This window comes from Streptomyces mashuensis (genome assembly GCF_014654785.1).
GTDB classification, from domain to species: Bacteria; Actinomycetota; Actinomycetes; order Streptomycetales; family Streptomycetaceae; genus Streptomyces; species Streptomyces mashuensis.
Window position 1 is genome coordinate 810,959 of the sequence record NZ_BNBD01000001.1, and the last position, 26,523, is coordinate 837,481.

The window sequence follows — 26,523 nt, forward strand, 5'->3', positions numbered from 1 at the left end:
GGCCCTACGGGGTGCGGCTGAGCCGCTCCAGCCACCAGTGCACCGTGCGGCGCAGTTGTTCGTCGACGGGTGTGGCCCGGACGGAGAACGCCGCTTCGTACGCGCTCGCGTCCACCACGAAGGGGCGGTCGAACTGGTACCGGATCTCCTTCAGCTCCCGCAGCAGAGGGGAGAACAGCGACGCGACGCCCAGCACCGCCGACGGGATCGCGCGGACCGGGACCGTGGCCGTCGCGGTGCGGTACGCGAGGCGGTCCACCATCTGCCGGACGGACTGCGGCGGCTCCGTCGGGACGTGCCAGGCCCGGCCCCAGGCCCGCTCGTCGCCCGCGACCTCGGCCATCACCCGGGCCACGTCGGGCAGGTACGTCCAGCTGTGCGGGGCGTCGGGGTCACCGAGCACGGAGACCGGCCTGCCGTGCAGCAGGCGGGGCATGACGCGTGCGGCCAGGTGTCCGCCGTCGGTCACGCCGGGGCCGAAGAAGTCCGAGGCCCGCACCTCGACGGCCTTGACGCGGCCCTGCTCGTGCAGCGTGCGCGCCTGCTCCCACACGGCGGCGCGTACGCGGCCCTTCGGGCCGGTGGCGGCGAGCGGGAGGTCCTCGGTCAGGGGCCCGTCGACGGGGCCGTAGCCGTAGAGGTTGCCCAACAGGACCAGGACGGCGCCGGTCGCCTCGGCCGCCGCGCAGAGCGACGAGGCCAGCGGCGGCCAGTCGCTCGCCCAGCGGTGGTACGCCGGCGCCGCGCAGCCGTGGATCGCGGCCGCACCGCGCGCCACCTCGGTCAGGCGCCCGGCGTCGGTCGCGTCGAGGGCGACGTGCTCGATGCCGGGCTCGTCGGTCCCGCCCGAGCGGGTGACGACGCGGACCGTGTGGCCCTGCCCGGCCAGCAGCCGGGCGGTGGCGGCCCCGGCGGGCCCGAAGCCGACGACGACGTGAGTGCTCATCAGCGCACCCTAGCGCGAGGGGTCCGGCCCCTCGCGCCAGGGTCTGCGGCGCACCGGGCCCCAGGGGCCCGGCTGCTCCTCGATTTCCTGCGTCGCCTCGTCGATGACTTTCCGTGAGATCCAGGCCAGAGGCTCGACGTCGCGGACCAGGGGCTCGTTGTCCGGGCCCCGCGCGGCCTCGCGGCCCCGGAGCAGCCAGGGGCGCACGCCCTCGCCCCGGAGCCGGGGGAGGTGGCAGTAGTCGTAGAGGCGGCGGGCGGCCCACAGCCGTATCGGCCGGTCCTGCCACCACGGCTCGACGTCCAGGGAGTTGGCGGACAGGCCGGGCAGCGGCGTGCCGGTGAGCTCGTCCACGCTGGAGGACGCCGCCAGGTCCACGCCGGGCCCGCGGGACCACCGTACGTACAGGTGCCGGGCGCGGGCCATCCACTCCGCCACCTCGTCCAGGGAGTGGAGCGTGGGAAGGTCGTCGGGGCTCTCGCTCATGGTCCTCCGCGGACGGGCCCGGCCGGCCGGGGCGAGAGCCGTGGTCGTCGTTCCCGTCCACCGCCCCGGCCGGCCGCCGGTCCTCCCGCCGCGTCCGTCACGTTCAGTCGCCGGACAGGACCTGCAGCAGGTCGCCGGCCTTCTGCTCCGGCAGGGCCCGCGCCACGTCCGCGAGGGCCACCATGCCCACCAGGTCGTGCCCGTCGATGACAGGCAGCCGGCGCACCTTGTGCTCGGCCATGGTCCGCACGACCACGTCGGCGTCGTCGTCCGCGCCGACGGTGACGGCCTCGCCCTGGGCCAGCTCGCCGGCCGTACAGCGCGCCGGGTCCTTGCCCTTGCCGAGCACCTTCACCACGATGTCGCGGTCGGTGAGCACGCCCTTGAGCCGCTTGTCGGTGCCGCACACCGGCAGCGCGCCGACGCTCAGCTCGGTCATCCTCCGCGCGGCGTCCAGGACGCTCTCCTCGGCGCCCACGCACTCCGCGCCCGGAGTCATGAGGTCTCGTGCCGTCGTCACGTGTCACTCCTTCCTCGTCGTCCGCCGGCCGCGGCCGGCGGGAGCGGGGGCTTCGCAACACGCCTGCCCGACGACGGGCGCCGTTAACGCGCGGGCAGCTCCGATCACCCGAGGCGGGCGCCTCAGCCGCCGACCGGCCGCTCCTCGAAGTGCCGCAGTTCCGCCGGGCGGGCGAAGAAGTGGTCGATCGCCTGCCCGAACCGCACGGCCTGCTCGCTCTTGAAGAAGTCCACCAGGTGGTGCTCCAGCGTCTCCCAGCCCACCCGCAGCAGGTAGCAGCCCGGGGACTCGGCGTCGCGGTGCAGGTCGACGGAGCGGCACCCCTCGGCGGACAGCAGGACGGGCCGCGCGGCCAGGAGGGCCTGCTCGAACTCCTCCTCTTGGCCGGGGGTGACGTAGAGGTACGCGTATTCGTAGATCATGGTCGGTCTCCTCAGGGGAAGGGCCGGGGTCCGGGGAAGGGGCGGGGAAGGTCAGGCCACGGCCTTGATGCGGGTGACGGTCAGGGCTCCGGCGAGCCCGACGAGCAGCGTGAACCCGTACAGCGCCGGGTAGTTGTGGCCACCGCCGAGGCCGAGCAGCAGGGGGGCGAGGGCCGGGCCGACGGACTGCGGCAGGACGTCCGCGCTGTTGATGACGCCCAGGTCCTTGCCCACCTCGTCCGAGCTGGGCAGCACCTCGGTGGCCAGCGCCATGTCCACGGCGAAGTAGAAGCCCGACCCGATGCCGAGCAGCGCCTGCGCCGCGTACACCTGCGGCAGGGCGTCCGCGGTCGCCAGCAGCGCCAGGCCGCCGGCGAGCAGCAGCGACGCGGCCGTCACGAAGGGCTTGCGGCGCCCGGCGCGGTCCGACAGCCAGCCGCACAGCACCGACGTCACCGCGCTCAGGCCGTAGTTCACCACGGTCAGCAGCGCGACGACGGCGGCCACCGAGCCCTCGCCGACGCCGAGCCGCGAGGTGAGGAAGTACGGCAGGTACGGCACCGGGGCGACGGACGCGAAGTAGGTCAGGAACCGGGTGAGCCACACCCACCCGAAGTCGGGGTGGGCGCGCGGGTCGGTCCAGAAGCTGCCGAGGAACTCGCGCACCGAGAACGGGGCGCGCCCGGCCGGGCCGGGCCGGTCGTGCAGCGGCACCGCGAACAGCACGACGACCGCCACGGCCACGGCGGCCGGCACGAGGAACCCGGCGGCGCCCGCCGAGAACACGGCGGCCGCCCCCATCCCCAGCGGCACGGCCAGCCGCTGGCTGAACCCCACGACGCCGGAGACCGTGCCGCGCTGGGCGGGCGGCACCTGCTCGGGCACCGTGGCCGCCAGCGCGGCGATCGTCGCGTTGAAGCACAGCTGGGCGAAGCACCAGCCCGCGGTGACGGCGGCGACCGACGGCACCAGGGCCACGACGGCCAGCCCGAGGCCCCCGCCGGCCACCCCGCCGACCATCCACGGCCGGCGCCGCCCCCACCGGGACGTGCTGCGGTCCGACAGCCGGCCCGCCAAGGGGTTGGCCAGCAGCGCGACCAGCGCCCCCAGGCTCGCCGCCACGGCCAGGCTGGTCTCCTTGTGCTGCGGGTCGACGTCCTCGATCCGCAGCGCGAGGGTGACGAGCGCGACCGACAGCACGGCGCTGTACAGGCCGAGGTAGCCCAGCCCGAGCCGGAGGACGAACGCCCGGGACACCCGCGCCCCGGCCCCGGCACCGGGGGACGTGCAGGACCCGGCGACGGGGCCCGAGGGCGCCGTCACAGCGCCGTGCTCCCGGGCCTCGTACCCCTCACGCCCCTCCGTCGCCATCAGCGGGCCCCAGGCGGGCGAGGGAGTCCGCCACGCTGTCGAGCAGGGCCTGCCACGCGTTCTCGAACGCCTCGACCCCCTCCTCCTCCAGGGTGCGGACCACGTCGTCGTAGTCGACACCGGCGCGGGCGAGCCCGGCGAGCACCGCGGCGGCGTCCTCGTGCCGCCCCCGGACCGTGTCGCCCTCGATCCGGCCGTGGTCCGCCACGGCGTCCAGCGTCTCCTCGGGCAGGGTGTTCACCGTGCCCGCCGTGACCAGCCCCGTGACGTACAAGGTGTCCGGGTAGGCCGGGTTCTTGGTGCTGGTCGACGTCCACAGCAGCCGCTGCGGCCGGGCGCCGGCGGCCAGGAGCGCCTGCCAGCGCGGCGTCCCGCTCAGCTCCTCGTACACCCGGTGCGCCAGCCGGGAGTTGGCGAGGCCGGTGCGGCCGCGCAGCGCCAGGGCCTCCTCGCCGCCGGCCTTCTCCAGCCGGCGGTCGGTCTCGGTGTCGAGCCGGGAGACGAAGAAGGAGGCGACCGAGGCGATGCGGCGGATGTCCAGGCCGTCGGCGCGCGCCTGCTCCAGGCCCTCGGCGTACGCCTCCCACACGGCGCGGTAGCGCTCCAGAGAGAAGATGAGCGTGACGTTGACGTTGATGCCCTCGGCGACGGCCCGGGCAATGGCGGGGAGGCCGGCCCGGGTCGCCGGGATCTTGATGAGGAGGTTGGGCCGGTCGACCGTCCACCACAGGTGCCGGGCCTCGGCCAGGGTGGCCTCGGTACGGTGCGCCAGCCGTGGGTCGACCTCCAGGGACACGTACCCGTCGAGGCCGCCGGTGCGGTCGTGCACCGGCCGCAGCACGTCGGCCGCGGCCCGGACGTCCGCCGTGGTCAGGGCGCGCACCGCCTCCTCGGCGGTGACGCCGCGCAGCGCGAGGTCGCGCAGCTGGTCCGCGTACGCGGAGGCGTTGCCGCCGGCGATGGCGCGCCGGAAGATGCCGGGGTTGGTGGTGACGCCGGTGACCGCCTTGTCGCGCAGGGCGGCCGTGAGGCCGCCGGAGACGAGGAGGTCGCGGCTGAGGTCGTCCAGCCAGACCGACACGCCGTGGCCGGTGAGCCGGCGGAGCGCTTCGGCCGGTGCTTCCGCAGGGGGTGCCATGGGGGGTGACTCCTGATCTCGTGGGGGGCGGCCCGTCAGGCCTTGATGGCGGCGCCGGCGTCGACGGGCAGGGTGGCCCCCGTGACGTAGCGGGCCTCGTCGGAGGCGAGCCACAGCACGGCGTTGCTGACGTCGGCCGACTCCACCCAGGGAACGGGCATCAGGCTCAGGGCGGTGGCGGCCTCGGCGAACTCCTCCAGGGTCGGGTCCTCCACGTCCGACAGCAGCAGCCGGCGGCCGGTGACGTTCTGCACCATGTCGGTGTCGACGTTGCCGGGGTGGATGCTGTTGACCCGGATGAAGTGGGGCGCCAGTTCGTTGGCCAGGGACCGCATCAGGCCCACGAGGCCGTGCTTGGACGCGGCGTAGTGCGCCATGTTGGGGCGGCCGAGGGTGCCGGCCACGGAGTTGGTGAAGATGATGGAACCGCCGCGGCCGGCCTCGATCATGTGCGGGACGACCGCGCGGATCGTGTTCCACGCGCCGGTGAGGTTGACGTCGATCATGTCGCGCCACTGCTTCTCGGACAGCTCCCAGGCCCGGCCCAGCGAGCCGATGCCGGCGTTGGCGCACACCACGTCGATGTGCCCGAACTCGGCGAGCCCGGCGGCGACGACCTCTTCGACCTGCCGCAGGTCCCGCACGTCGGCGCGGGCCGTGACGATCTTCGCGCCCTCGTTCTCGACGAGGCGGCGGGTCTCCTCCAGATCGTCGCCGGTGGCCAGCGCGTAGTGGGTGCTGCCGACCTCCTCGCAGATGTCGGAGGCGATGACGGACGCCCCCTCCTGTGCCAGCCGCACGGCGTGCGACCTGCCCTGGCCCCGGGCGGCGCCGGTGATCAGGACGACCTTGCCTTCCACACGTCCCATGGAGGAACTCCTTCTCGGTGTTCAGGCGGTCTCGGCGGTGACGGTGACGGGCCGGGCGTCCTCGGCCCTGGCCCGCAACGCCCGGACCGCGGCGCCGGGGTCGGCGGCGGCGTACACGGCCGAGCCGGCCACGAAGGAGTCGGCCCCCGCCTCGGCGCAGCGGGCGATGGTGGTCTCGTTGACGCCGCCGTCGACCTGGAGCCACAGCGGTACGCGGCGGCCGCCGAAGCGGGCGAGCGCGTCGATGGTGCGCCGGGCGCGGCGGACCTTCTCCAGCGTGAAGTCGAGGAACCGCTGGCTGCCGAAGCCGGGTTCGACGGTCATCACCAGGAGGGTGTCGGCCTCGGCGAGCAGGGCCTCGTAGGGCTCCAGCGGGGTGGCGGGGTTGAGCGCGAGCCCGGCCTGGGCGCCGGCCGCGCGGATGGCCCGCAGGGTGCGCACGGGCGTGATGGTGGCCTCGGCGTGGATGGTGACGCTGCGGGCGCCGGCCTCGGCGTAGCCGGGGGCCCAGCGGTCCGGGTCGGCCACGCCGAGGTGGATGTCGAGGGGCAGACGGACGTTCTTCACCAGGGACTCCACCACGGGCAGCCCCACGGTGAGGTTGGGCACGAAGTGGTTGTCCATGACGTCGACGTGGAGCAGGTCGGCGTCGTCGGCGACGGCGGCCGCCTCGTCGGCGAGCCGGGTGAAGTCGGCGGCGAGGATGCTCGGGGATATGCGCACGCTCATGACGGGACTCCCGGGGGGTCGCCGGGGACCGACAGGCGGATCCCGGCGGGCGTGACGGCGAGCGAGAGGGACCCCACGCCGTCCACGACGGTGTGGGCGGCGGCGAGTTCGGCGTCGCCGTGCCGGAAGCGGACGGCGACGGTGGTCATGCCGGCCGCGCGGGCGGCGGCGATGCCGTGCGGGGAGTCGTCGACGCCCACGGCGGTGGCGGGGTCGACGCCGAGCTTCTGCGCGGCGAGCAGGAAGCCCTCGGGGTCGGGTTTGGGGCGCAGGACGTCGTCGGCGCTGACGATCACGTCGGGGACGGGGAGGCCGGCGCTGCGCAGCCGCGCCTGCGCCACTTCGGTGTCGTTGGAGGTGACGAGGGCCCAGCGGTCGCGGGGCAGCGAGGCGAGCAGCTCCGCCGCGCCGGGCAGGGCGACGACCTTTGCCACGCGGGCGCGTTCGGCGAGCCGGACCTGCTCGGCGTGGTGCCGGATCTCGTCCTCGGTGAGGTGGGGGAGCAGGGTGCGCACGATGTCGGCGCGCTTCTGCCCGTAGAAGTCCGCGAGGTCGAACACGTCCCCGACGCCGGCGGACCGGGCCCACTCGCCCCAGCAGTCCTCGGCGTCCTGGTAGGAGTCGACCAGCGTGCCGTCGAGGTCGAACAGGACGGCGCTGTGAATGGTGGCCATGCAAGCAACTTCCCGTGTGGGGGTGGCTGAGTGGCATATTCACCCTACGGGCGCTCCCACCGATCACCCCTAGGGGGGAACCAGTCATTCCGGTCTGGTGCGGTGCCGCGCGGGGCGGCGGGGCATCGGTCCAGCTCGGCCGTCGTGCGCCGTGACCCGGCGCGGAGTGTCCCCTTCCGGCAGGCGCCCGGCCCCTCGCGCGGCGTGTACCCCGGGGGCCGTGCGTTCCCCGGGGTAAGGGCGCGCCGTGGGGCGCGGCCGGCGGGTGGCGCGAAGAGGTTGACACTTTGCGGGGCCCTGGGCGTACCCGCGGGATCAGGTGGCGGAGAGCGCCGTCCGGACGAGGCCGAGCACCTCCTCGTCGCTCAGCCCCAGCGCGCGGGCCTCGGCGACGAGCCGCCGGGCCCCGATGGTCAGCCGGGCGCGCCCGGCCGTCGGGCCTCCGGTGACGACGGCGCCGCGGCCGCGCCGCAGCTCCAGCAGCCCCTCCTCGCGCAGCCGCTGGTAGCCGCGCAGCACCGTGTGCATGTTGACGCCGAGCGACGTGGCCAACTCACGGGCGGACGGCAGGCGTTCGCCGGGCCGGACGGAGCCGTCGGCGAGGGCGCCGCGTACGCACGCCGCGATCTGGTCGCCGAGGGGGACGGGGGAGGAGAGGTCGACGCGGAACAGCACGGGTCAGCCTCCGTCGGGGGTGCGGCGGGCGCGGTCGGCCAGGGTGTTGAGGAGGGCGGCGGCGGTGGCGGCGTCGTCGACCGTGACGACGAATTCGCTGCCGGTCGTCAGCCGCAGGGAGATCGCGTCGCCGGAGCGCAGCACGATGCCGCTCGCGCCGGGCACGGCCCGGTAGCCCCAGCCGCCGAAGTCGCGCCACGGGTCGACGGTCCGCCGGCCTGCCTCGGCGATGCGCTCGAGCGGCACCGTGACGCGCGGCCAGGGGGCGAGGGAGGGCGTGACGGTGAGGCCGCGCCGGTCGGCGGTGACCCGGGCGCCGGCCAGCAGGGCTATGAGGGCCCCGGAGACGAGCAGCGGCAGGGCGGACGGCCACCCCGCCGTCCACCCGACGGGGAGGCCGGCGGCCGCCGTCAGCGCGCCGACGGCGGGCAGGACGCGGGAGCCGGCGACGCGCGACCAGCCGGCGGTCTCGGCGTCGCCGAGCGCGAGCCGCGCCGCACCGGCCACCGGACCCGAGGCGGCGGCGGGGGCTTCCGGGTCCCTGCCGCACAGCGGCCAGCACGCGCCGGCGACGAGAGCCGCGGACCCGAAGGCGAGTGCTGCCTGCGTGCCCGGCACGGTGGCGGAACTCGCCTCCTCCGCGCGGGCGTTGGCGAGCAGTACGGCGGTGATGATCCAGCCCAGGGCCACGGCGGTGCCCGCGCCGAGGACCGCCAGGGCGCGCTGCGGGCCGGGCGTGGAGCGCAGCCGGTACGTGAGCCCGCCGAGGAGGGCTCCCATGCCGAGGAGGACGGCCAGGGCCGTGCCGAGGAGGGCGCCCCGCCCCGAGAAGCCGTCGGCCTTCCCGCCGGCCCCGAAGTGGGTGGCGGGACGGTCGGGCAGCCGGCCGGCGACGGACAGGTACACCGCCAGGACGACGGCGGCGGCGAGCACGGACGGCACGACGGCGACCAGGACGCGCCGGACACCGACGGGCCCGGCGGGCCCCTCGGCCCCGTCGGACCCCGAGCGGCCCTTCACGAGCGAGTTCACTTTTCCTCCCCTTGTTCGCATCCAAGTAGAACAATTCCCGGGCCGGAAAGGGAAGAGGTGTAACCGCTCGTCGCACCAGGATTCGCAAGTTTGTGTGGCGCTGGACACCCGCATCGAAGGATCCGAGCCGCGTGGGGTTAGCATGTGAGCGCCGCCTAGCTCGAAAGAGACGCTTGTGACTGTCAACGAGGACTCGTTCACAAACTGGAAGCTGCGCGAGGAGATCGCGGAGTCGATGATCCCGGTCATCGGGAAGCTGCACCGGGAGCGGGACGTCACCGTCCTGGTCCACAGCCGCTCCCTGGTGAACAAATCGGTGGTCAGCATCCTGAAGACCCACCGGTTCGCCCGGCAGATAGCCGGTGAGGAGCTCTCGGTCACCGAGACCATGCCGTTCCTCCAGGCCCTCACCGCCCTCGACCTGGGCCCCTCCCAGATCGACATCGGCATGCTCGCCGCGACGTACAAGGCCGACGACCGCGGTCTGTCGGTGGCGGAGTTCACCGCCGAGGCCGTCGCCGGCGCCACGGGCGCCAACAAGATCGAGCGCTGTGAGCCGCGCGACGTCGTCCTCTACGGCTTCGGCCGCATCGGCCGCCTCGTCGCCCGCCTCCTCATCGAGAAGGCCGGCTCCGGCAACGGGCTGCGGCTGCGCGCCATCGTGGTGCGCCCGGGCGGCGGCCGGGCCGCCGACGACGTGGTCAAGCGCGCCTCGCTGCTGCGGCGCGACTCCATCCACGGCCAGTTCCAGGGCACGATCACCGTCGACGAGGCCAACGGCACGATCGTCGCCAACGGCAACGAGATCAAGATGATCTACGCCAACGACCCGTCGGAGATCGACTACACGGCGTACGGCATCAAGGACGCCATCCTCATCGACAACACGGGCAAGTGGCGCGACCGCGAGGGCCTCTCGCAGCACCTCCGCCCCGGCATCGACAAGGTGGTCCTCACCGCGCCGGGCAAGGGCGACGTCCCCAACATCGTCCACGGCGTCAACCACGACACGATCAAGCCGGACGAGCAGATCCTGTCCTGCGCGTCCTGCACCACCAACGCGATCGTGCCGCCGCTGAAGGCCATGGCCGACGAGTACGGCGTCCTGCGCGGTCACGTCGAGACCGTCCACTCGTTCACGAACGACCAGAACCTGCTGGACAACTACCACAAGGCCGACCGCCGCGGCCGCTCCGCGCCGCTCAACATGGTCATCACCGAGACCGGTGCCGCCTCCGCCGTCGCGAAGGCCCTCCCGGACCTCGACGCGCGCATCACCGGCAGCTCCATCCGCGTCCCGGTGCCGGACGTCTCGATCGCCATCCTGAGCCTCCAGCTCGGCCGCGAGACGAACCGCGAGGAGGTCCTCGACTACCTCCGCAACGTGTCGCTGACCTCGCCGCTCAAGCGGCAGATCGACTTCATCAGCGCGCCCGACGCGGTCTCCAGCGACTTCATCGGCTCGCGCCACGCGTCGATCGTGGACGCCGGCGCCACCAAGGTCGACGGCGACAGCGCGATCCTCTACCTCTGGTACGACAACGAGTTCGGCTACTCCTGCCAGGTCATCCGCGTCGTCCAGTACGTGTCGGGCGTGGAGTACCCGACCTTCCCGGCCCCGGTGGCCTGACACCCCTCCGCGAGGCACCGGCCCGCCCCGGCCCGTACGACGCCGTACGGCCCGGGGCGGCGGCCGAAAACACCCCGTTCCCCCGGCAGCCCCGGGGATCTAGGGTGGTCGGCTGTGACAGCTGAGGTGCGGGGGGCGGACGTGGCCGGGCAGGGCGTCGGAGCGCGGCAGGGCGCCGTGCTGGTCACCGGTGCCGCCGGGTTCGTCGGACGGCACACCGTCGAGGCGTTCCACCGGGCCGGTTTCCGCGTCACGGCCGTCGACCTCCGCCCCGCCCCCGTCCCCCTTATGCGCGCGGCCCGGTGGGAGCGCGCGGACTACGCCGACGCCGCACTGCTCGCCCAGGTCGCCGCGGGCCGGTTCGGCACCGTGGTGCACCTGGCCACCGCGGGCGACGAGGCGGCCGGCCCCGCCGAGGCGGCCCTCACGGGCCCGGCCCGGCTGGCCGACGCCTGCGCGGCGGGCGGCGCACGGCTGCTGTACGCCTCCTCGTACGCCGTCTACGGCGTCCAGCACCGGCAGGAGCCCCTTCCCGAGGACGCCGAGGACGACCGCACCCGCTGCTCGGGCCCGCTCGGCTCGTACGCCCGGTCGCTGCTGGCCCTCGACCGGCACATGCGGGCCCGCCACGCCACCGGCCTGGACTGGGCGGGGCTGCGCTGCACCCACGTCTTCGGCCCGGACGAGCAGGACAAGGGCCTGGCGGCCTCCTTCCTCAGCCGGCTCGTGCGCGCGGCCGCCTCCCGGGGGCGCGTCCGGCTGTACGACGACACGCTGACCGCCGCCCGCGACCACCTGCCCGTCGGCACGGTCACCGAGACCCTCGTCCTCCTCGCCCGCCGCCCCGAACCCGTCCCCCCGGACGTCTACAACCTCGGCAGCGGACACCCCGTCAGCTTCGCCGAGCTCCTCCAGTGGTGCGCCCGCGCGCGCCGCGAGGCGGGCGGCGGCGCCCTGGAGGTGGACCTCGTCGCCAACCCGGCCGCCGCCACCTACCGCCACTACACCTGCGCCGGCACCACCCGGCTCGACAAGGCGCTGCCCGGCCGGCCCACGGTGACGCGGCAGGACGTCGAGAGCCGCACCGCCGCGCTGTTCGCGCACTTCAGCCCCCTGTAAGGAGCGGCGCCGGGCCCCGTCGTGCGGGGAGCGCGCGCACGTGCCAGCGTGGAGGGAGGAGTGCCCGTACGCGCGGGAGGACGCCGTGAAGCTGTCGTTCCTCGACCGGCTGTACGAACAGCCGGGGCCCTGGGCCTCCGTCTACCTCGACACCTCCCGGGACGTCCGCGACCCCGAGAAGGCCCTCTCCCTGCGGTGGCGGCACCTGCGCGACGCCCTCGTCGCCGCGGGCGCGGACGACGACACCGTCGGCGCGCTGGGCGAGGTGATCGGCGCGGACCGCGAGGTGGCGGGCCGGCACGGCCAGGCGCTCTTCGCGGCGCGGGGGCGGCTCGTGCTCGTCGAGGAGCTGCCCGAGCCGCCCCCGCGCGACACGGCACGGTTCGGCCCGTTGCCGTACGCCCTGCCGCTGGCCGTGCAGTACGCGCCCGACATCCCGTACGCGGCCGTCGCCCTGGAACGCCTTGCGGACGGGGCCGAGGAGGTCGTGGTGGAGGTGGAGAGCGGCCGCTGGCCGATGAGCCGGGTCGTGCCCGGCCCGTCCGACCTGTACCGCGTCGCCGCCGCCGACTGGGAGCAGGAGGCGCCGCACCTGGCCGGCCGGCTGGAGGAGCTGGCCGGCCGGGGCGACGCCGAGGTGATCGTGGTGCGGGCCGACGCGGGCGACGAGTGGGCGCGCGGCGTGCTGGTGAACCGCCTGCCGCGGCGCGTGCGCGACCGCCTGCTCACCGTGCAGAGCGTCGCCACCGCCGAGGACGTGCCGCCCCGGCCGGGCGTCGGCCGCGCCCTCCTGGAGAACGAGCTGACCCGCCTCCTCGACGGCCGCTTCGCCGCCGCCGACCGCGGCCGGCTGGACCGCTACCGGGCCCAGCAGGCCCGCGAGCCCAGCGCGGCGGACGGCATGACCGCCGTCGTCGCCGCCCTGCACCGCGGCCGGGCCGACACCCTGCTGGTCAACGACCCCGTACGGCTGCCCGCCCGCGTCTGGGCCGGCGCCGAGCCCACCCAGCTCGCCCTGTCCGCGGAGGAACTCCGCGCGGCACGGGCGACCGCCGTCCGCGAGGAGGCCGCGGAGGACGCCCTGCTGTGGGCCGCCGTCGGCACCGGCGCCGAACTGCTCGTGGTGCCGTCCGGCACGCTGACCCTGCGGGACGGCGCCGGGGTGCTGCTCCGCTACTGAACCGGCGCGCCGGCCACGGAGCGGCGGCCGCCGTTGGCCTGCTGCCAGGAGCGGTAGACCGCCACGGCCTCCTCCCGCGGCTCGTACCGCATGGGCAGCCGGCGCTCGTCCCACGGCTTGGCGAACTCCTCGTAGAACGTCGCGAGTTCGAAATACTTCCGGTCGTCGACGTAGTGCGGTGCGTACGCCTCGCGGGTGGTCAGGAAGACCACCTCGTCGGGGGAGCAGTAGTAGAGCGAGCCCAGGCACATCGGGCACGGGTGGGCCAGCACGTAGATGGTCGTGCCGGTCAGGTGCTCGGTGCCGAGCCGGGTGCACGCCTCACGGATGGCGAGTATCTCGGCGTGGGCGGTGGGATCGCCGGTCTGCGCCACCTTGTTGGCGCTCTCGGCGAGGACCTCGCCGTCCTTGACGACGACGGTCGCGAAGGGACGGCCGCCCTCGGCGACGTTGCGGCGGGCGAGGTCGATGGTGCGCTGGACGAAATCCATGGCCGGCTCCGTGCTCAGAAGGGCTTGGTGGGCAGGTACTTGCCGTCGAGGGTGATGACGGCGCGCTCGCCGCCCTCGGGGTCGGCCACCTTCTTCACATCCAGCCGGAAGTTGATCGCCGAGATGATGCCGTCGCCGAACTGCTCGTGGACCAGCGCCTTGAGGGTGGTGCCGTAGACCTGGAGCATCTCGTGGAAGCGGTAGATCGTCGGGTCGGTGGGGATGCCGCCGGGGATCGAGCCGCGGGTGGGGACGGTCCGGAGCAGCAGCACCGCGTCCTCGTCGAGGCCGAGCAGCCCGGCGACGGCCCGGGCGGACGCCTCCGGGAGGGGGTGCTGGCCGAGGACGGCGGCGGTGGTGAAGGCGACGGACAGGCCGGCGGCGTCGGCGATCTGCTGCCAGGTGAGGTTCTTGCGGATCTTGGCCTCGACCGCGGCGTTGGCCAGGGTCTCGCGGGCGGTGGGGTCGAACTGTGCGTGCACCACGGGGTGCTCCTTTTCTTCGGGTGGTTTCGGGGAGTTCCGGGGTCAGGAATCCAGTTCCTCGACGGTCCCGGTCGGGATGTCGAAGAACCAGCCGCGCAGCCGCAGCGTGCCCTCGGCGAGGGCCCGGGCGACCGACGGGTGGGTGGCCAGGCTGGCCAGCTGGGCCCGGACGTTGGCACGCACCAGCGCGTCCACCGTGGCGGGCCGGGGGACACGGGCGGCGGACGCGTCGGCGTGCCGCAGCCAGCCGGCGACGGCCGGCGCGCCGGCCAGGTCGTGCCCCTCGGCGAGCGCCGTCATCGCGCCGCACGCCGAGTGGCCGCAGACCACGACCTCCCGCACGCCCAGCACCGACACCGCGTACTCGATGCTCGCCGCGACGCCGTCCGCGCCGGGGGTGTGGGCCGGCACGAGATTGCCGGCGGTCCGCACGACGAACAGCTCGCCGGGCTCGCAGCCGCAGATCAGCTCGGGCACGACCCGGGCGTCGGAGCAGCCGACGAACAAGGTGTGCGGCGTGTGGTCCGTGGCCAGGCGGGCGAACAGGTCCGCCTTGGCCGGGAAGACGTCCCGCCGGAATCGCGCGACGCCCTCGGCGAGGTCTCGCATGGGTCACTCCCTTCGGTGGCCGCCCACCTCCGTGGGCCGGCAGAAACCACCCTGCACGACCTGCACCTATAGCGTCCAAGACGTGGAACACATGCTTCCCATAGGTGCCGCCTATAATGGTCCTCATGGCTCTGGAACTGCGTCATCTGCGCTATCTGCTCGCCGTCGCCGAGCACGGCAGCTTCACCCGCGCCGCCGAGGACCTCCACCTGTCCCAGCCCACGCTGTCCCAGCAGGTCAAACAGCTGGAGCGGGCCCTGGGCGTCCAGCTCCTCGACCGCTCCGGGCGCACCGTGCGGCTCACCGACGCCGGCGAGGTCTACGCCGGTCACGCCCGCCGCGCGCTGCGCGACCTGGCCGCCGCGGAACGCGCCGTCCACGACGTGCTGGACCTCTCCCGCGGCCACCTGCGGCTGGGCGTCACGCCCACCTTCACCGCCTACCTCGTGGGCCCGCTCGCCGCCGCGCTGCACACCCGGCACCCCGGCATCGGCCTCACCGTCCGGGAAGCGACCCAGGACCGCATCGAAACAGCCCTGCTCGCCGACGAACTCGACCTCGGCATCGCCTTCGCCGGCCCCCACCTGCCCGGCACCGAGGCCACCGCCCTGTTCACGGAGACGCTCAGCCTCGTCACCGGCACGCCCCCCGACGCCACCACCACCGCCCCGGAACCGCTACCGGTCCACGCCCTCGAGGACCGGCAACTCGCGCTCCTCAGCGGTGACTTCGCCACCCGCGGCCACATCGACGCCTACCTCGCCCGCCACGGGGCCGCCCCCCGCATCGCGGTCGAGGCCAACTCGGTGCAGGCCCTCACCGAGATCGTCCGGCGCACGTCCGTGGCCACCGTGCTGCCCGACGCCATCACCGACGACCACCCCGCCCTGACGCCCGTCCCCCTGGACCCGCCCCTCCCGGTCCGCACGGTCGTCCTGCTGCGGCGCGAGGGCGCGTACCACAGCGCCGCGTCCCGCGCCTTCACCCGGCTCGTCCGCGAGCTGGTACGGGAGCGGGGCTACGCCCCGGCGACCTGACGCCCGCACGGGGCCCGGCGCGTCAGTTCTCCACCGTCTGCACCTGCGGCGGGTGGCCGTTCCACGTCACGAACACCGACGACGTCCGGGCGCCCGCCACGAAGTCCACCCGGATCCAGGCCGCTTGCGTCCACACCCGCATCTGCCGGCCCTCGTCGGGCGTCGCCGACACCAGCGTGGCCGAGGCCCCGCCTACGTCGAAGACCGCCCGGCCGCCCTTGACCACGTAACTGCGCACCCCACCCGAGGCAGCCGCCGTGAAGGACCCCTCCGGTGGCGCGGCGGGGACCGGCGAGGCCGACGGCGAGGGCGGCGCCGGCGACGGCGTCAGGGACGGGGACGCGGACGGCGCCGGCGATCCTGCGGTGCCCGGCGCGCCGGCCGTCGCCACGGTCGCCACGGCCGCCGGGGACGACGGCGCCGCCCGGCCGATCGGCAGCGCGCGCGGCGGTTCGTACGCCGTGCCCGTGAGCACCGTCCGTACCCCGTACCAGGACACCGCCGTCGCGGCGCCCGTCGCCAGCACCCACGCCAGTGCCGGCACCACACCTCGCCTCATGCGTCTCATCCTGCCTCACCCGTATGGCGTACGGTGCGGCCCATGGCAAGACTGCTCGTCGTGGAGGACGACCCGTTCGTCCGCTCCGCCCTCATCCGGCAACTCACCGAGGCGTCCCACACCGTACGCAGCGTCGGCACCGCCCTGGAGGCACTGCGCGAGGTCGCCCAGGTCGGCTTCGACGCCGTCGTCCTGGACCTCGGCCTGCCCGACCTCGACGGGGCCCAGGCCCTGAAGATGCTGCGCGGCATCACCGACGTCCCCGTCGTCGTCGCCACCGCCCGCGACGACGAGGCCGAGATCGTCCGGCTGCTCACCGACGGCGCCGACGACTACCTCGTCAAACCCTTCTCCGCCGCCCACCTGACCGCCCGCATCACCGCCGTCCTGCGCCGCGCCGGCTGCCGCACGGAACGGGGCGGCGGCACCGCCGGGGAGCCGCTGCCCGAACGCGTGCTGGAGGTGGGCGGCCTCCGCGTCGACCCGCTGCGCCGCCACGCCCAACTGGACGGACAGCCGCTGGAGCTGACCCGGCGCGAGTTCGACCTGTTGGCGTACCTGGCCGCCCGGCCGGGCGTCGTCGTCCCGCGCAAGGAGCTCCTCGCCGAGGTCTGGCACCAGTCCTACGGCGACGACCAGACCATCGACGTCCACCTGTCCTGGCTGCGCCGCAAGCTGGGCGAGACCGCCGCCCGGCCGCGCTACCTGCACACCCTGCGCGGCGTCGGCGTGAAGCTGGAGGCGCCCGGGGAGCACCCCACGGCATGAGAGGCATGCGATGGGCCCTGGTCAAGGTCTCGCTCGCGGGCACCGTGATGGTCGTGCTGGCCTTCGCCGTGCCGCTCGGACTCGTCGTCAAGGAACTCGCCCGCGACCGGGCCTTCGCCGACGCGGAGCGGCAGGCCGCCCAGATCCGGCCGGCGCTCGCCATCACCACCGACCGCGCCCAGCTCGAACGCGCCGTCGCCAGCACGCAGGCCGGCGAGACCGGGCGGCTCGCCGTGCACGTCCCCCGCACCGCCGACGGCCCGCACGAGGCGTACGCCGTCGGCCGGCCCCGGGCGGACCTGCGCGCCGTGGCGGCTGCCCGCCGCGGCCGCTCCCTCGTCGCCGCCGTGCCCGGCGGGTACGCGCTCCTCCAGCCGACCGCCCTCGACCCCGAGGCGTTCGCCGTCGTCGAGGTGTACGTGCCGCACGACGCCGTCGACAACGGCGTCACCACCTCCTGGATGATCCTCACCGGTGTCGGGCTGGCCCTCGTCGCCGGCTCCGTCGCCACCGCCGACCGCCTCGGCCAGCGCCTCGTCCGCCCCGCCGAACGCCTCGCCAGGGCCGCCGTGGAGCTGGGCGAGGGCCGGCTGGGCGTCCGCGTCCGCGAGGACGGCCCCGCCGAACTCCGCGCCGCCGCCGTCGCCTTCAACTCCATGGCCGACGACATCGTCCAGCTGCTCGCCGCCGAACGGGAACTCGCCGCCGACCTCTCGCACCGGCTGCGCACCCCGCTCACCGTGCTCCGCCTCAACGCCGCCTCGCTCGGCGACGGCCCGGCAGCCGACCAGACCCGCGCCGCCGTCGACCAGCTGGAACGCGAGGTGGACCAGCTGATCCGCACCGCCCGCGAGGAGAGCCGCAGCAAGCCGCAGCCCGTGCTCGGCTGCGACGCGAGCGAGGTGATCCGCGACCGCATGGCCTTCTGGTCCGCGCTGGCCGAGGACGAGGGCCGCACCGTGCGGCTCGCCGGCACCGGCACCCCCGTCCGCGTCCCCGTCGCCCGCGCCGACCTCGTCGCCGCCCTGGACGCCATGCTCGGCAACGTCTTCCGGCACACCCCGGAGGGCACCGGCTTCGCCGTGGACGTCCACCACAGCAAGGACGCCGTGATCGTGCTCGTCTCCGACGCCGGGCCCGGCATCGCCGACCCCGGCGCCGCACTGCGCCGCGGCCACGGCGCCGGCGGCGCCGGGTCGACGGGCCTGGGCCTGGACATCGTGCGCCGGGTCGCCGAGTCCACCGGCGGCGACGTACGGATCGGGCGGTCGGTGCTCGGCGGCGCCGAGGTGCGGGTGTGGCTGTCGCTCACGGGCGGCGCGCGCCCCCGCCGCCGGCCCCGGCGCGGCCGGGCACGCTCCCTGACGGCCCGGCTCCGACGCCCCGTCATTAACCGTCACCGATGCGATCCTTAAGGGCGTCATAAGAACCCGCGCCCGGGCCCCGATCGGGCGATTCGTCCCTTTCGCTGTCGCTAGCGTGCCGTCGTGTCGTCCCCCCGAACGAGAACAGGCAGGCACGCGATGGGTTCCTCCGCACACCGCCGGCGCACCGGCCGCAGGACGAAGGCGGCCGGTGCCGTCCTCGCCGCGGCGATCGCGACGGCCGCCGCCCTCACCCTCACCGGTACGGCCCAGGCGGCGTCCGTCGGCGCGGACTTCTCCACCACCAGCAGCTGGTCGGGCGGCTACACCGGGCAGTACGTCGTGACGAACGGCACCGGACACGAAGTGCGGGGCTGGAAGCTGACGTTCGACCTCCCGGAGGGCGCACGGATCACGTCGCTGTGGAACGGCCGCCACACCGTGAGCGGCCGCAGCGTCACCGTCGAGCCGGAGAGCTGGAACGCCACCCTCGCGCCCGGCGCCTCGGCGGCCGTCGGGTTCGTCGTCGGCGGACCGGGCACCGCACCCACCAACTGCCGCATCGACGGGGCGAAGTGCTCCGTCGACCGGAACCCGGAACCGCGGCCCACGCAGCAGCCCACCGGCCGGCCCACGCAGCAGCCCACGGGGCAGCCCACCGGGCAGCCCGGCGGTGCCGCCGCCCGCTTCGCCCCCTACGTCGACACCTCCCTCTACCCGGCGTTCGACCTGACGGCGGCCGCGGAGAAGACGGGCGTGAAGCACTACACCCTCGCCTTCGTCACCTCCGGCGGCGGCTGCACGCCCAAGTGGGGCGGGGTCACCGACCTCGGCAACGACGCCGTGGCGGCGCAGATAGGCAAGCTGCGGGCGGCCGGAGGTGACGTCCGCGTCTCCTTCGGCGGCGCCGCAGGATCCGAACTGGGCCTCACCTGCTCCTCCGTGGACGAGCTGGCGGCCGCCTACGGCAAGGTGGTCGACACCTACCGGCTCACCAAGGCCGACTTCGACATCGAGGGCGGCGCACTGCCCGACACCGCCGCCAACACCCGGCGCGCCAAGGCCATCGCCCGGCTCCAGCAGCAGCACCCGGGCCTGGACGTGTCCTTCACCCTGCCGGTGATGCCGACCGGCCTCACCCAGGCCGGCGTCGACCTCGTCGCGAACGCGAAGCAGAACGGTGTCGCCGTCTCGTCCGTCAACGTCATGGCGATGGACTACGGCGCGTCGTTCAACGGCGACATGGGCCAGTACGCGATCGACGCCGCCACCGCCACGCAGCGCCAGATCAAGGGCGTGCTGGGACTGGGCGACGCGGCCGCGTGGAAGGCTGTGGCGGTCACCCCGATGATCGGCGTCAACGACGTGGCGAGCGAGGTCTTCACCGTGCAGAACGCGACCCGGCTCGCCGCGTTCGCCCGCGAGAAGGGCCTGGGCTGGCTGTCCATGTGGTCCGCGACCCGCGACAAGCCGTGCCCCGGCGGCCCGCAGAACTCCGCGTCCGCGACCTGCAGCTCCATCCAGCAGGACGCGTTCGCCTTCACCAAGGCGTTCGCCGCCGCCCAGCGCGGCTGACGCCCCCGCAGACCGCCCCGCACGCCGGCGACCCCCCACCACGAGCCGGCGTGCGGGGCACCCCCACCCCCACCCAAGGAGCACCCCCATGCGCACGCACCACCGTGCCGTCGTCGTGACGTCCCTGTTCGGCGCCGCGCCCCTCGCCCTCGTCACGCTGGCGGCGGGGCCGGCCGCGGCCCACGGCTCCCTGACCGACCCGGTCAGCCGGGTGTCGGCCTGTTTCGCGGAGGGTCCGGAACACCCGCGGTCGGCGGCCTGCAAGGCCATGGTCGCGGCCGGCGGCACCCAGCCGCTGTACGACTGGAACGAGGTCAACATCGGTGACGCCGCCGGCCGGCACCGCAGCATCATCCCCGACGGCCGGCTGTGCAGCGCCGGACGCGACAAGTACCGCGGCCTGGACCTGCCGCGCGCCGACTGGCCGGCGTCGAAGCTGGCCCCCGGCCCGCACACGTTCCGCTACCGGGCCACCGCGCCGCACCGCGGCACGTTCGAGCTGTACGTCACCAAGGACGGGTACGACCCGAAGAAGCCGCTGAAGTGGTCCGACCTGGAGGCCAAGCCGTTCGCCAAGGTCACGAACCCCCTGCTGCAGAACGGCAGCTACGTCTTCCGGGGCACCGTCCCGAAGAAGTCCGGCCGCCACCTCGTCTACAGCATCTGGCAGCGCTCGGACAGCCCCGAGGCGTTCTACACCTGCTCCGACGTGGACTTCGGCGGCTCCCGCGGGGTGGCTGCCGCCGCGGCGCCGAGCGACGACCAGATCGACCGGGAGGCGGCCCGGTCGACGGTCTCCCACGCCGGGCACGGCGGCGACGCCCACGGCCCGGCGGCGCAGGGCGGCACGGGCCACGCCGTCCCCGCCGCGGCCGCCGGTGCCACGACCGTCCAGGCACCGGCCGCCCCCGGCCAGGGCGGCAACCTCGCCGAGACCGGCGGCGACGGCACGAGCACGCAACTGGCGCTCGCGGGCGCCGCGACCCTCGCGGCCGGCGCGACCACGCTCCTCCTGGTCACCCGCCGCCGCGCGGCCCGCAACCGCGCCTGAGCCGGGTCAGCCCTCCACGCTCAAGTGGGTGAACGCCGTCGTGTGGCGCAGGCCCCCGGGGAGGGCGCAGTCGGTGGGGAGGGCGGCCGGGAGGGTCTGGATCGTCTTCTCCGCCGTGGCGCCCTTGCCCCGGCCGGCGACCACCACGCCGTGCAGGGTCGCGGTGTTGACGCCCGCCAGGCGCGTCGAGGGCCCGGAGCGGTAGGCGATGACGGTGGTGCTGCCGTCGCGATAACGCAGCGTCTCCCGCGACTGGTTGGGGGCGAACAGCACGCACTCGCCGCCGGTGGTGCCCTCCGTGTGGTACGTGGCCGTGACCTCGCGCCCGGGGGCGACGGTGCAGTGGTAGACGCCGTCGACTGTCACGGGCGTGGGCGCCGAGGACAGCAGGTGGAGCCCGCCGTACGTGATGTCCTCCCGGCCCGAGCAGGCGAACGACGCCGCGCGTCCGGGGTGCCCGTGGCCGGCCGGGGCCCAGGCGGTGGTCGCCGCCAGCGCCCCGGCGACGGCGAGGGCCGCCAGGACGGTTCTCACGCCTCGCGTGCGGGTCATGCGTTCTCCTTCGTCGGCTTCGTCGGCCCTGGCGGGGTCCCCGGGCGTGGTCTGGTTACCCCGGTGCCCCGCCGTTCCCCCCGCCGCCCACCACGGCGCCGGAGCGCGCGCCCCCGCGACCGGCGCACCTCCGGCCCCCGGCGCCCTGCCCGTACGCCCCGTCACCCCGGCACCGTGAACCGGCATGAGCGACACGAGCGCCACGAGTTGCACGAAGGCAGGGCCGGCGGCAGCTCCGCGCGTGGCCGCCGTCGCGGTCGCCGTCCCGCCGCACCGGCACCGGCAGCGGGACATCGCGGCGGTGTTCGCCGAGGCGTTCCTCTCCGCCGACGCGGCGGTGCGCCGGCAGTTCACGGCGATCGCGGCGCACTGCGGCATCGCCCACCGCAACCTCTCGCTGCCCCTGGAGGAGTACCGCCGGCGGCGCACGTTCACCGAGTACAACGCGCTCTGGGCGGCGACCGCGGCCCGGGTCGGCCACGAGGCCCTGACCGGGGCCCTCGCGGCGGCCGGCGTACGGCCGGACGAGGTGGGGGCCCTCGTCACCACCACCGCCACGGGTGTCACCCTGCCGTCGTACGACGCCGGGCTCGTGCACGGCGCCGGCCTGCCGGAGGACGTGACGCGCCTGCCGTTGTTCGGCCTCGGCTGCGCCGGGGGAGCCGCCGGTCTCGGCCGGGTGCGCGACCACCTGACGGCCTACCCGGACGGGGTGGCCGTCCTGGTGGCGGTCGAGCTGTGCTCGCTCGCCTTCCAGTGCGCCGACACCTCCCCGGGCAACCTCGTCGCCACGGCGCTCTTCGGCGACGCCGCCGCTGCCGTCGTGGTGGTCGGTGCCCGCCGCGCCGATCGCACCCACCACGCCTCCGGGCCGTCCCTCGTCGCCGGGCGCAGCCGCCTCCACGCCGGCACCGCGCACCTGATGGGCATGCGCGCGGGCTCGCACGGCCTGGCCGCGTTCCTCTCCCCGGAGATCCCCGCGCACGCCGAGAAGCACCTGCCCGACGCCGTGCACCGCTTCCTCGCCGGCCACGGACTGACGGTGGACGACATCGCCGCCTGGGTGGTCCACCCCGGCGGCCCGAAGGTCATGGAGGCCGTGGTCCGCTCCCTGGGCCTGCCGCCCGCCGCCCTCACGTCGTCCCGCGCCTGCCTGGCCGAGCGCGGCAACATCTCCTCCGCCTCCGTCCTCGACGTCCTCCGCCGCACCATGGCCGCGCCGCCGGCCCCCGGCGCGTACGGCCTGCTGCTGGCCCTCGGCCCCGGCGTCACCACCGAACTGCTGCTCCTGCGCTGGTAGCCGTCCGGCCCCGTTTCCGCCGTGCCCGCCGGGGTACCCGGTCGGCCGTGGGGCTTCTGACGCTTCCCGGGGTCTACGCGCCGCAGGAGGACAGCGCCCTGCTGGCGCAGGCCCTGCGGCAGGAAGGGCCGCTGCCCGGTGCCCGCGTCCTCGACGTCGGCACCGGCACCGGGGTCCTGGCCATCACGGCCGCCCGCGCGGGCGCCGAACGCGTCGTCGCCGTCGACGTGTCCCGGCGGGCCGTGCTCACCGCGCGGCTCAACGCCGTGCTGGCGCGGCAGCGCGTCCACGTCGTCCGCGGCGACCTGCTGGCCCCGGTGGCGGGGGAGCGCTTCGACCTGGTCCTGGCCAATCTGCCGTACGTGCCGTCGCGCCGGGCGGGCGTGCCGGACCACGGGCTCGCACGGGCCTGGGAGGGCGGCCGGGACGGCCGCGAGGTGGTGGACCGGTTCTGCGCCGGCGTGGGGCCGCTGCTGCGGCCCGGCGGGGTGCTGCTGATGGTGCACTCCGCGTTCTCCGGCCCCGGGGCCACCCTGGACCGGCTGCGGGAGGCGGGCCTGGCCGCCGAGGTCACCGGGCGCCGCGTCGTGCCGTTCGGGCCGGTGCTGCGCGGACGCCGCGGCTGGCTCCGGGCCCGCGGGCTGGCCGGGCCCGGCGAGGACAAGGAGGAACTGGTGGTGATCCGTGGCCGGCGCCCCGCCCCCTGACGAGCGGCCCGCCCGGCGGGTGTGGCACGACCCGGGCGGGCCCGTGGTGATCGAGGGGCCCGTCGAGGTCGTCATGGACGACGGCTCGGTGGTGCGCTCCGACCGGCCCGTCGTCGCCGTCTGCACCTGCCGGCGCAGCCGCATCCTGCCGTGGTGCGACACCAGCCACCGCGAACGGCCCGGCCCCGCCCCGCCGTCAGGCGGCCGGGAGCGGGACGCGCAGTGACGAGCCGCCCGAGCGCCACGCGCCGAGCACGGCGCCGGCGAACCGGTCCTCCAGCCACTGCGTGGCCCTGATGCCGAACACCACGTCGCCCGCCAGCCCCGGCTCGCGCCGCACCAGGTCCTCGACGACCTCGTGCCGTACGAGCTGCTCGTGCACGGCGTCCGCCTCCACGTGCTCGGCGTAGAACCGCACCGCCGCCGGCCCCGCCCCGAGCCGTTCCAGCGCGCGCACCAGCCGCCGGGAGGCCGGCGACGAGGTGATCTCCAGCACCGCGAAGTGGCCCACCAGGCTGCCGCGCAGCGCCCGGTGCAGCCCGAACAGCGACATGACGTTGACGGTGGCCAGCGTCGTGCCGGGCACGTGGCCGGCGTAGTGCCCGTACGTGTCGTCGAGGCCCAGGTCCCGCATCAGGTCCGCGTACAGCCGGGAGTGCACCCGGTCGGCGCGGCCGGCGCCGAACTCGTCGTACTCCACGGCGACCAGGCCCGCCTTGGCCCGGCCCGTCAGCCGGGGCACGGCCCACAGGTGCGGGTCGGCCTCCTTGAGCTGGTAGAGCGAGCGGTGGACGGCGTACTCGCGCAGATGCGACGTCCCGCCCTCGTCCTGGAGGAAGCCCGACACGCCGCCGCCGTCACCGGGTTCGGCCAGGACGCGGCGCAGGGCGGCGGTGACGTCGTCGCCGGGCGGGACGTCCGCGCGCAGCTGCTCCAGGAACCGGCGTTCCAGCGCGGCCCGGAAGCGCAACAGGTCCGGGTCCCACTCCCAGGCGTCCGGCACTCCGTCGAGGCCGTGGTAGTGCAGCTCGTAGCAGAGGCAGAGGGCCAGGTGGAGGTCGTCGCCGTACGGGTCGGCCGCGGCGGCCGCGGCACCGCCGGGCGGCGCCCGGTGGCCGGGCGGGCCGTCGAGCAGCTCCAGCAGGGCGGCGGACAGCTCCCCGCGCGGGTGCGGGCGTCTCATCCCTCCTGCCTACCACGCCGGGGCCGGTTCCGCCGCTCGGGGGACGCCCGGCTGCTCGCCCGCCTTGCGTGATCCCCGGGTGTTAAGGTAAGCCTTACCTACTCTTTGCCGACGGTGCCGATCACTCCGCCTGGGGGTCTCGTGACGACTGCAGTGGACGTCGCTTCCACGACCGGGACGGTCGCCGTGCCCTCGGCACCGGCCCGCGTGGACGTGCTGCGCGAGACCTACGAGGGGACCGCCGCCGCGCTGGGCTCCCTCGTCCGTCTGGAGGTGCCGGCCCGCGCCGGCGCCGGCCAGGTCACCGGCGCACGGCTCGTCAAGGACCCCGCCCTGCGCGAATGGCTCGTCGACCTGGCGGGCCGGCGCATCACGGAGACCCACGGCGTGACGCCGCGGCGCGACGTGGCGGCCCTGGAGGCCCTCCACCAGTACGCCTTCCTCGCCACCGCCGCCATGAGCGGGCCGTGGTTCCTCACGCGGCGCGTGCCCTGGCTCGGGCCCGACGGCATCGGCTACGACGAGACGTCCGGCACGCTGACCGTCTCCCCCTCCTACGTCACCTGCCTGCCCGGTGACCCGGCGGCCGGACTGCCCGGCGTCCGCGTCGTGCCGGACGAGGAGCAGCTGCGCGCGGTGCTGCGCGCCGCCGTCGCCCACCACCTGGGGCCCGTCCTGGAGGAGTTCCGCCCGCTGCTGCGCCGTGGCCCCCGCGCCGTGTGGGGGCTGGCCACCGACGAACTGGCCGAGGGCATCTGGTACGTGGGCCGGGTCACCGGCCAGGAGGGCCGCGCGGTGGCCGCCGCCGGCGCGCTGCTGCCGGGCTCGACCCCGCCGTTCGTGGGCGCCGCCGGTTTCCGGCCCTGTGGGGAGGGTGACGAGGAGGCGGACGGCGAGGCCACCCGCACCCGCGTCAACTGCTGCCTCTGGTACACCGTCACCCCGCAGAAGCTCTGCGGCACCTGCCCGCGCCGCAGCCGCTGAGGGCGGCACAAGAAGAGGCCGGGCGCTCCGTCACGGAGCGCCCGGCCCTTCCGCGTGCGGTGGTCAGGCGCGGGCGGCGTCGACCCCGTACGTCTTGGCGACGTCGTCCAGCACGGAGTTGGCGCCGTACAGGCCCACGGCGAGCATCCAGGTGGTGTCGTCCACCTCGTGGACCTGGCCCTTCAGCTGCTTCCAGAGCGGGTTGGCCTGGAACTTCTCCTTGTTCTTCGTGCCGGCCCCCGACGGGTCGGGGTAGGCGGTGACGAAGATGTCGTCCGCGTCGACCTTCTTGATCTGCTCCTCGGAGATGTCGGCGTTGAAGCCGGTGCCCTTGGCGTCCTGCGGCTTGTCGAAGCCGAGGTCCTTCAGGACGACACCGATGTAGGTGTCCTCCTTGTACAGGCGCGTCGGGCCGTCCACGAACCGGACGACGGAGACCGAGGGGTTGGCGCCCTTCTTCTTGCGGACCTCCTCGCCGACGGCCTTGGCGCGCTTGTCGTACGCGGCGATCTTCTCGTCGGCGAGCTTCTCCTTGCCGAGCGCCTTGCCGACGAGCTTGAGGTTGTCCTTCCACGTCGCGCCGGTGTCCTCGGTGAAGACGGTGGGCGCGATGCCCGACAGCTGCTTGTACAGCTTCTCGTGACGGACCTTCGCGGAGAGGATGAGGTCCGGCTTCAACGCCTGGATCTTCTCCAGGCTGGGCTCCTCGAGCATGCCCACGGGCTTGGCCTTGCCGGCGTACGCGGCGGCGTCCTTGCCGAAGTAGGCGGGCAGCTTCTCGTCAGGGGCGGCGAACGTGGTGTAGCCCACGACCTCCGACTGGAGGGCCAGCGTGGCGTCGACGAACGTCATGTCGAGGGCCACGATGCGCTTCGGGGCCTTCTTCAGCTCCGTCTTGCCCATGGCGTGCTCGATGGTGCGGGGGAAGGCCGAGCCGACGGCGGACGAGGAGTTGTCGCTCTTGTCCGTATCCTTGTCCGAGTTGCCGCCGCAGGCGGCAGTGGCGAGCAAGCCCGCGGTAACAGCGACGGCTCCGACAGTGCGGCTGAAACGGCTGAGCCAACGGG

At 74.9% G+C, this 26,523-nt stretch carries 30 protein-coding genes; 12 read left to right on the forward strand and 18 right to left on the reverse strand.

What is annotated here, in order from left to right:
• Positions 1-4 precede the first annotated feature (4 nt).
• The 11 genes from IE305_RS03340 to IE305_RS03390 all read right to left on the reverse strand — a co-directional run bounded on the left by IE305_RS03340 (position 5) and on the right by IE305_RS03390 (position 8,862).
• Positions 5-946, reverse strand: coding sequence for an NAD-dependent epimerase/dehydratase family protein (locus IE305_RS03340; RefSeq protein WP_190127816.1), 942 nt, complete (start codon positions 944-946; stop codon positions 5-7).
• 9 nt (positions 947-955) lie between these two features.
• Positions 956-1,432, reverse strand: coding sequence for a DUF6098 family protein (locus IE305_RS03345; protein WP_190127817.1), 477 nt, complete (start codon positions 1,430-1,432; stop codon positions 956-958).
• 103 nt (positions 1,433-1,535) lie between these two features.
• The gene (locus tag IE305_RS03350; protein WP_190127818.1) at positions 1,536-1,952 is read right to left on the reverse strand and encodes a CBS domain-containing protein; all 417 of its coding nucleotides are present in this window, start codon (positions 1,950-1,952) and stop codon (positions 1,536-1,538) included.
• A gap of 122 nt (positions 1,953-2,074) precedes the next feature.
• Positions 2,075-2,374, reverse strand: coding sequence for an antibiotic biosynthesis monooxygenase family protein (locus IE305_RS03355; RefSeq protein WP_190127819.1), 300 nt, complete (start codon positions 2,372-2,374; stop codon positions 2,075-2,077).
• Positions 2,375-2,425: 51 nt separating this feature from the next.
• Positions 2,426-3,745 (reverse strand): MFS transporter, encoded by a 1,320-nt coding sequence (locus IE305_RS03360; RefSeq protein WP_190127820.1) that lies wholly within the window; start codon positions 3,743-3,745, stop codon positions 2,426-2,428.
• On the reverse strand, positions 3,726-4,883 hold the full coding sequence (gene tal / locus IE305_RS03365) for a transaldolase (protein ID WP_190127821.1): 1,158 nt from the start codon (positions 4,881-4,883) through the stop codon (positions 3,726-3,728). Before tal ends, IE305_RS03360 begins: the two co-directional genes overlap by 20 nt.
• 35 nt (positions 4,884-4,918) lie before the next feature.
• Complete coding sequence (locus IE305_RS03370) at positions 4,919-5,752, reverse strand: mycofactocin-coupled SDR family oxidoreductase (protein WP_190127822.1); 834 nt, start codon at positions 5,750-5,752, stop codon at positions 4,919-4,921.
• Between the two features lie 21 nt (positions 5,753-5,773).
• Positions 5,774-6,481, reverse strand: coding sequence for a ribulose-phosphate 3-epimerase (gene rpe, locus IE305_RS03375; protein ID WP_190127823.1), 708 nt, complete (start codon positions 6,479-6,481; stop codon positions 5,774-5,776).
• On the reverse strand, positions 6,478-7,155 hold the full coding sequence (locus IE305_RS03380) for an HAD family hydrolase (RefSeq protein ID WP_190127824.1): 678 nt from the start codon (positions 7,153-7,155) through the stop codon (positions 6,478-6,480). The genes rpe and IE305_RS03380 overlap by 4 nt, the downstream gene beginning before the upstream one ends.
• 315 nt (positions 7,156-7,470) lie before the next feature.
• A complete protein-coding gene (locus tag IE305_RS03385) occupies positions 7,471-7,830 on the reverse strand; it encodes a GntR family transcriptional regulator (protein WP_190127825.1) in 360 nt (119 codons plus the stop codon).
• Positions 7,831-7,833: 3 nt separating this feature from the next.
• Positions 7,834-8,862 carry a DUF1648 domain-containing protein gene (locus IE305_RS03390; RefSeq protein ID WP_190127826.1) on the reverse strand — a complete coding sequence of 343 codons (1,029 nt, stop codon included), beginning with the start codon at positions 8,860-8,862 and terminating at the stop codon, positions 7,834-7,836.
• Positions 8,863-9,037: 175 nt separating this feature from the next.
• Here IE305_RS03390 and IE305_RS03395 point away from each other — a divergent pair, with 175 nt between their 5' ends.
• The 3 genes from IE305_RS03395 (at position 9,038) to IE305_RS03405 (ending at position 12,791) form a co-directional block, all read left to right on the forward strand.
• A complete protein-coding gene (locus tag IE305_RS03395; protein ID WP_190127827.1) occupies positions 9,038-10,492 on the forward strand; it encodes a glyceraldehyde-3-phosphate dehydrogenase in 1,455 nt (484 codons plus the stop codon).
• A gap of 114 nt (positions 10,493-10,606) precedes the next feature.
• A complete protein-coding gene (locus tag IE305_RS03400) occupies positions 10,607-11,611 on the forward strand; it encodes an NAD-dependent epimerase/dehydratase family protein (RefSeq protein ID WP_190127828.1) in 1,005 nt (334 codons plus the stop codon).
• 40 nt (positions 11,612-11,651) lie between these two features.
• Positions 11,652-12,791: a baeRF2 domain-containing protein gene (locus IE305_RS03405; protein ID WP_190127829.1), complete on the forward strand. Its 1,140-nt coding sequence runs from the start codon at positions 11,652-11,654 to the stop codon at positions 12,789-12,791.
• Here IE305_RS03405 and IE305_RS03410 read toward each other — a convergent pair.
• From IE305_RS03410 to IE305_RS03420, 3 genes are read right to left on the reverse strand one after another with little or no spacing between them, the layout of a single operon-like run.
• Positions 12,785-13,282 (reverse strand): nucleoside deaminase, encoded by a 498-nt coding sequence (locus IE305_RS03410; RefSeq protein WP_190127830.1) that lies wholly within the window; start codon positions 13,280-13,282, stop codon positions 12,785-12,787. The two genes, IE305_RS03405 and IE305_RS03410, sit on opposite strands and share 7 nt — an antisense overlap.
• A 14-nt stretch (positions 13,283-13,296) precedes the next feature.
• A complete protein-coding gene (gene cynS / locus IE305_RS03415) occupies positions 13,297-13,767 on the reverse strand; it encodes a cyanase (protein ID WP_190127831.1) in 471 nt (156 codons plus the stop codon).
• A 42-nt stretch (positions 13,768-13,809) separates the two neighbouring features.
• On the reverse strand, positions 13,810-14,376 hold the full coding sequence (locus IE305_RS03420) for a carbonic anhydrase (RefSeq protein WP_190127832.1): 567 nt from the start codon (positions 14,374-14,376) through the stop codon (positions 13,810-13,812).
• A gap of 125 nt (positions 14,377-14,501) precedes the next feature.
• Between IE305_RS03420 and cynR the strand changes: the two genes are divergently transcribed.
• Complete coding sequence (gene cynR / locus IE305_RS03425; protein ID WP_190127833.1) at positions 14,502-15,413, forward strand: transcriptional regulator CynR; 912 nt, start codon at positions 14,502-14,504, stop codon at positions 15,411-15,413.
• Positions 15,414-15,435: 22 nt separating this feature from the next.
• Here cynR and IE305_RS03430 read toward each other — a convergent pair whose 3' ends face one another.
• Entirely contained in the window at positions 15,436-15,972 is a 537-nt protein-coding gene (locus IE305_RS03430; protein WP_190127834.1) for a hypothetical protein, read from the reverse strand.
• Positions 15,973-16,014: 42 nt separating this feature from the next.
• On the opposite strand from IE305_RS03430, the gene IE305_RS03435 reads away from it, so the two are divergent.
• From IE305_RS03435 to IE305_RS03450, 4 genes are all read left to right on the forward strand, one after another.
• Entirely contained in the window at positions 16,015-16,740 is a 726-nt protein-coding gene (locus tag IE305_RS03435; protein ID WP_190127835.1) for a response regulator transcription factor, read from the forward strand.
• Between the two features lie 5 nt (positions 16,741-16,745).
• Positions 16,746-18,155, forward strand: coding sequence for a sensor histidine kinase (locus IE305_RS03440; protein WP_190128195.1), 1,410 nt, complete (start codon positions 16,746-16,748; stop codon positions 18,153-18,155).
• A 108-nt stretch (positions 18,156-18,263) separates the two neighbouring features.
• Complete coding sequence (locus IE305_RS03445; protein WP_190127836.1) at positions 18,264-19,679, forward strand: cellulose binding domain-containing protein; 1,416 nt, start codon at positions 18,264-18,266, stop codon at positions 19,677-19,679.
• A gap of 88 nt (positions 19,680-19,767) precedes the next feature.
• On the forward strand, positions 19,768-20,730 hold the full coding sequence (locus IE305_RS03450) for a lytic polysaccharide monooxygenase auxiliary activity family 9 protein (RefSeq protein ID WP_190127837.1): 963 nt from the start codon (positions 19,768-19,770) through the stop codon (positions 20,728-20,730).
• A gap of 6 nt (positions 20,731-20,736) precedes the next feature.
• On the opposite strand, the gene IE305_RS03455 is transcribed toward IE305_RS03450, so the two are convergent.
• Positions 20,737-21,282 carry a hypothetical protein gene (locus IE305_RS03455; protein ID WP_190127838.1) on the reverse strand — a complete coding sequence of 182 codons (546 nt, stop codon included), beginning with the start codon at positions 21,280-21,282 and terminating at the stop codon, positions 20,737-20,739.
• 184 nt (positions 21,283-21,466) lie between these two features.
• Between IE305_RS03455 and IE305_RS03460 the strand changes: the two genes are divergently transcribed.
• The 3 genes from IE305_RS03460 to IE305_RS03470 are packed head-to-tail and all read left to right on the forward strand — an operon-like array spanning position 21,467 to position 23,515.
• On the forward strand, positions 21,467-22,582 hold the full coding sequence (locus tag IE305_RS03460) for a type III polyketide synthase (RefSeq protein WP_190127839.1): 1,116 nt from the start codon (positions 21,467-21,469) through the stop codon (positions 22,580-22,582).
• A gap of 47 nt (positions 22,583-22,629) precedes the next feature.
• Entirely contained in the window at positions 22,630-23,289 is a 660-nt protein-coding gene (locus IE305_RS03465; protein WP_190127840.1) for a HemK2/MTQ2 family protein methyltransferase, read from the forward strand.
• Complete coding sequence (locus IE305_RS03470) at positions 23,267-23,515, forward strand: CDGSH iron-sulfur domain-containing protein (RefSeq protein ID WP_229890483.1); 249 nt, start codon at positions 23,267-23,269, stop codon at positions 23,513-23,515. Before IE305_RS03465 ends, IE305_RS03470 begins: the two co-directional genes overlap by 23 nt.
• On the opposite strand, the gene IE305_RS03475 is transcribed toward IE305_RS03470, so the two are convergent.
• On the reverse strand, positions 23,486-24,472 hold the full coding sequence (locus IE305_RS03475; RefSeq protein ID WP_190127841.1) for an iron-containing redox enzyme family protein: 987 nt from the start codon (positions 24,470-24,472) through the stop codon (positions 23,486-23,488). The genes IE305_RS03470 and IE305_RS03475 overlap by 30 nt on opposite strands.
• A gap of 141 nt (positions 24,473-24,613) precedes the next feature.
• On the opposite strand from IE305_RS03475, the gene IE305_RS03480 reads away from it, so the two are divergent.
• On the forward strand, positions 24,614-25,456 hold the full coding sequence (locus IE305_RS03480; RefSeq protein ID WP_190127842.1) for a (2Fe-2S)-binding protein: 843 nt from the start codon (positions 24,614-24,616) through the stop codon (positions 25,454-25,456).
• A 63-nt stretch (positions 25,457-25,519) separates the two neighbouring features.
• Here the strand turns inward: IE305_RS03480 and IE305_RS03485 are convergent, their stop codons facing one another.
• Entirely contained in the window at positions 25,520-26,467 is a 948-nt protein-coding gene (locus tag IE305_RS03485; RefSeq protein ID WP_229890485.1) for an ABC transporter substrate-binding protein, read from the reverse strand.
• Positions 26,468-26,523 lie beyond the last annotated feature (56 nt).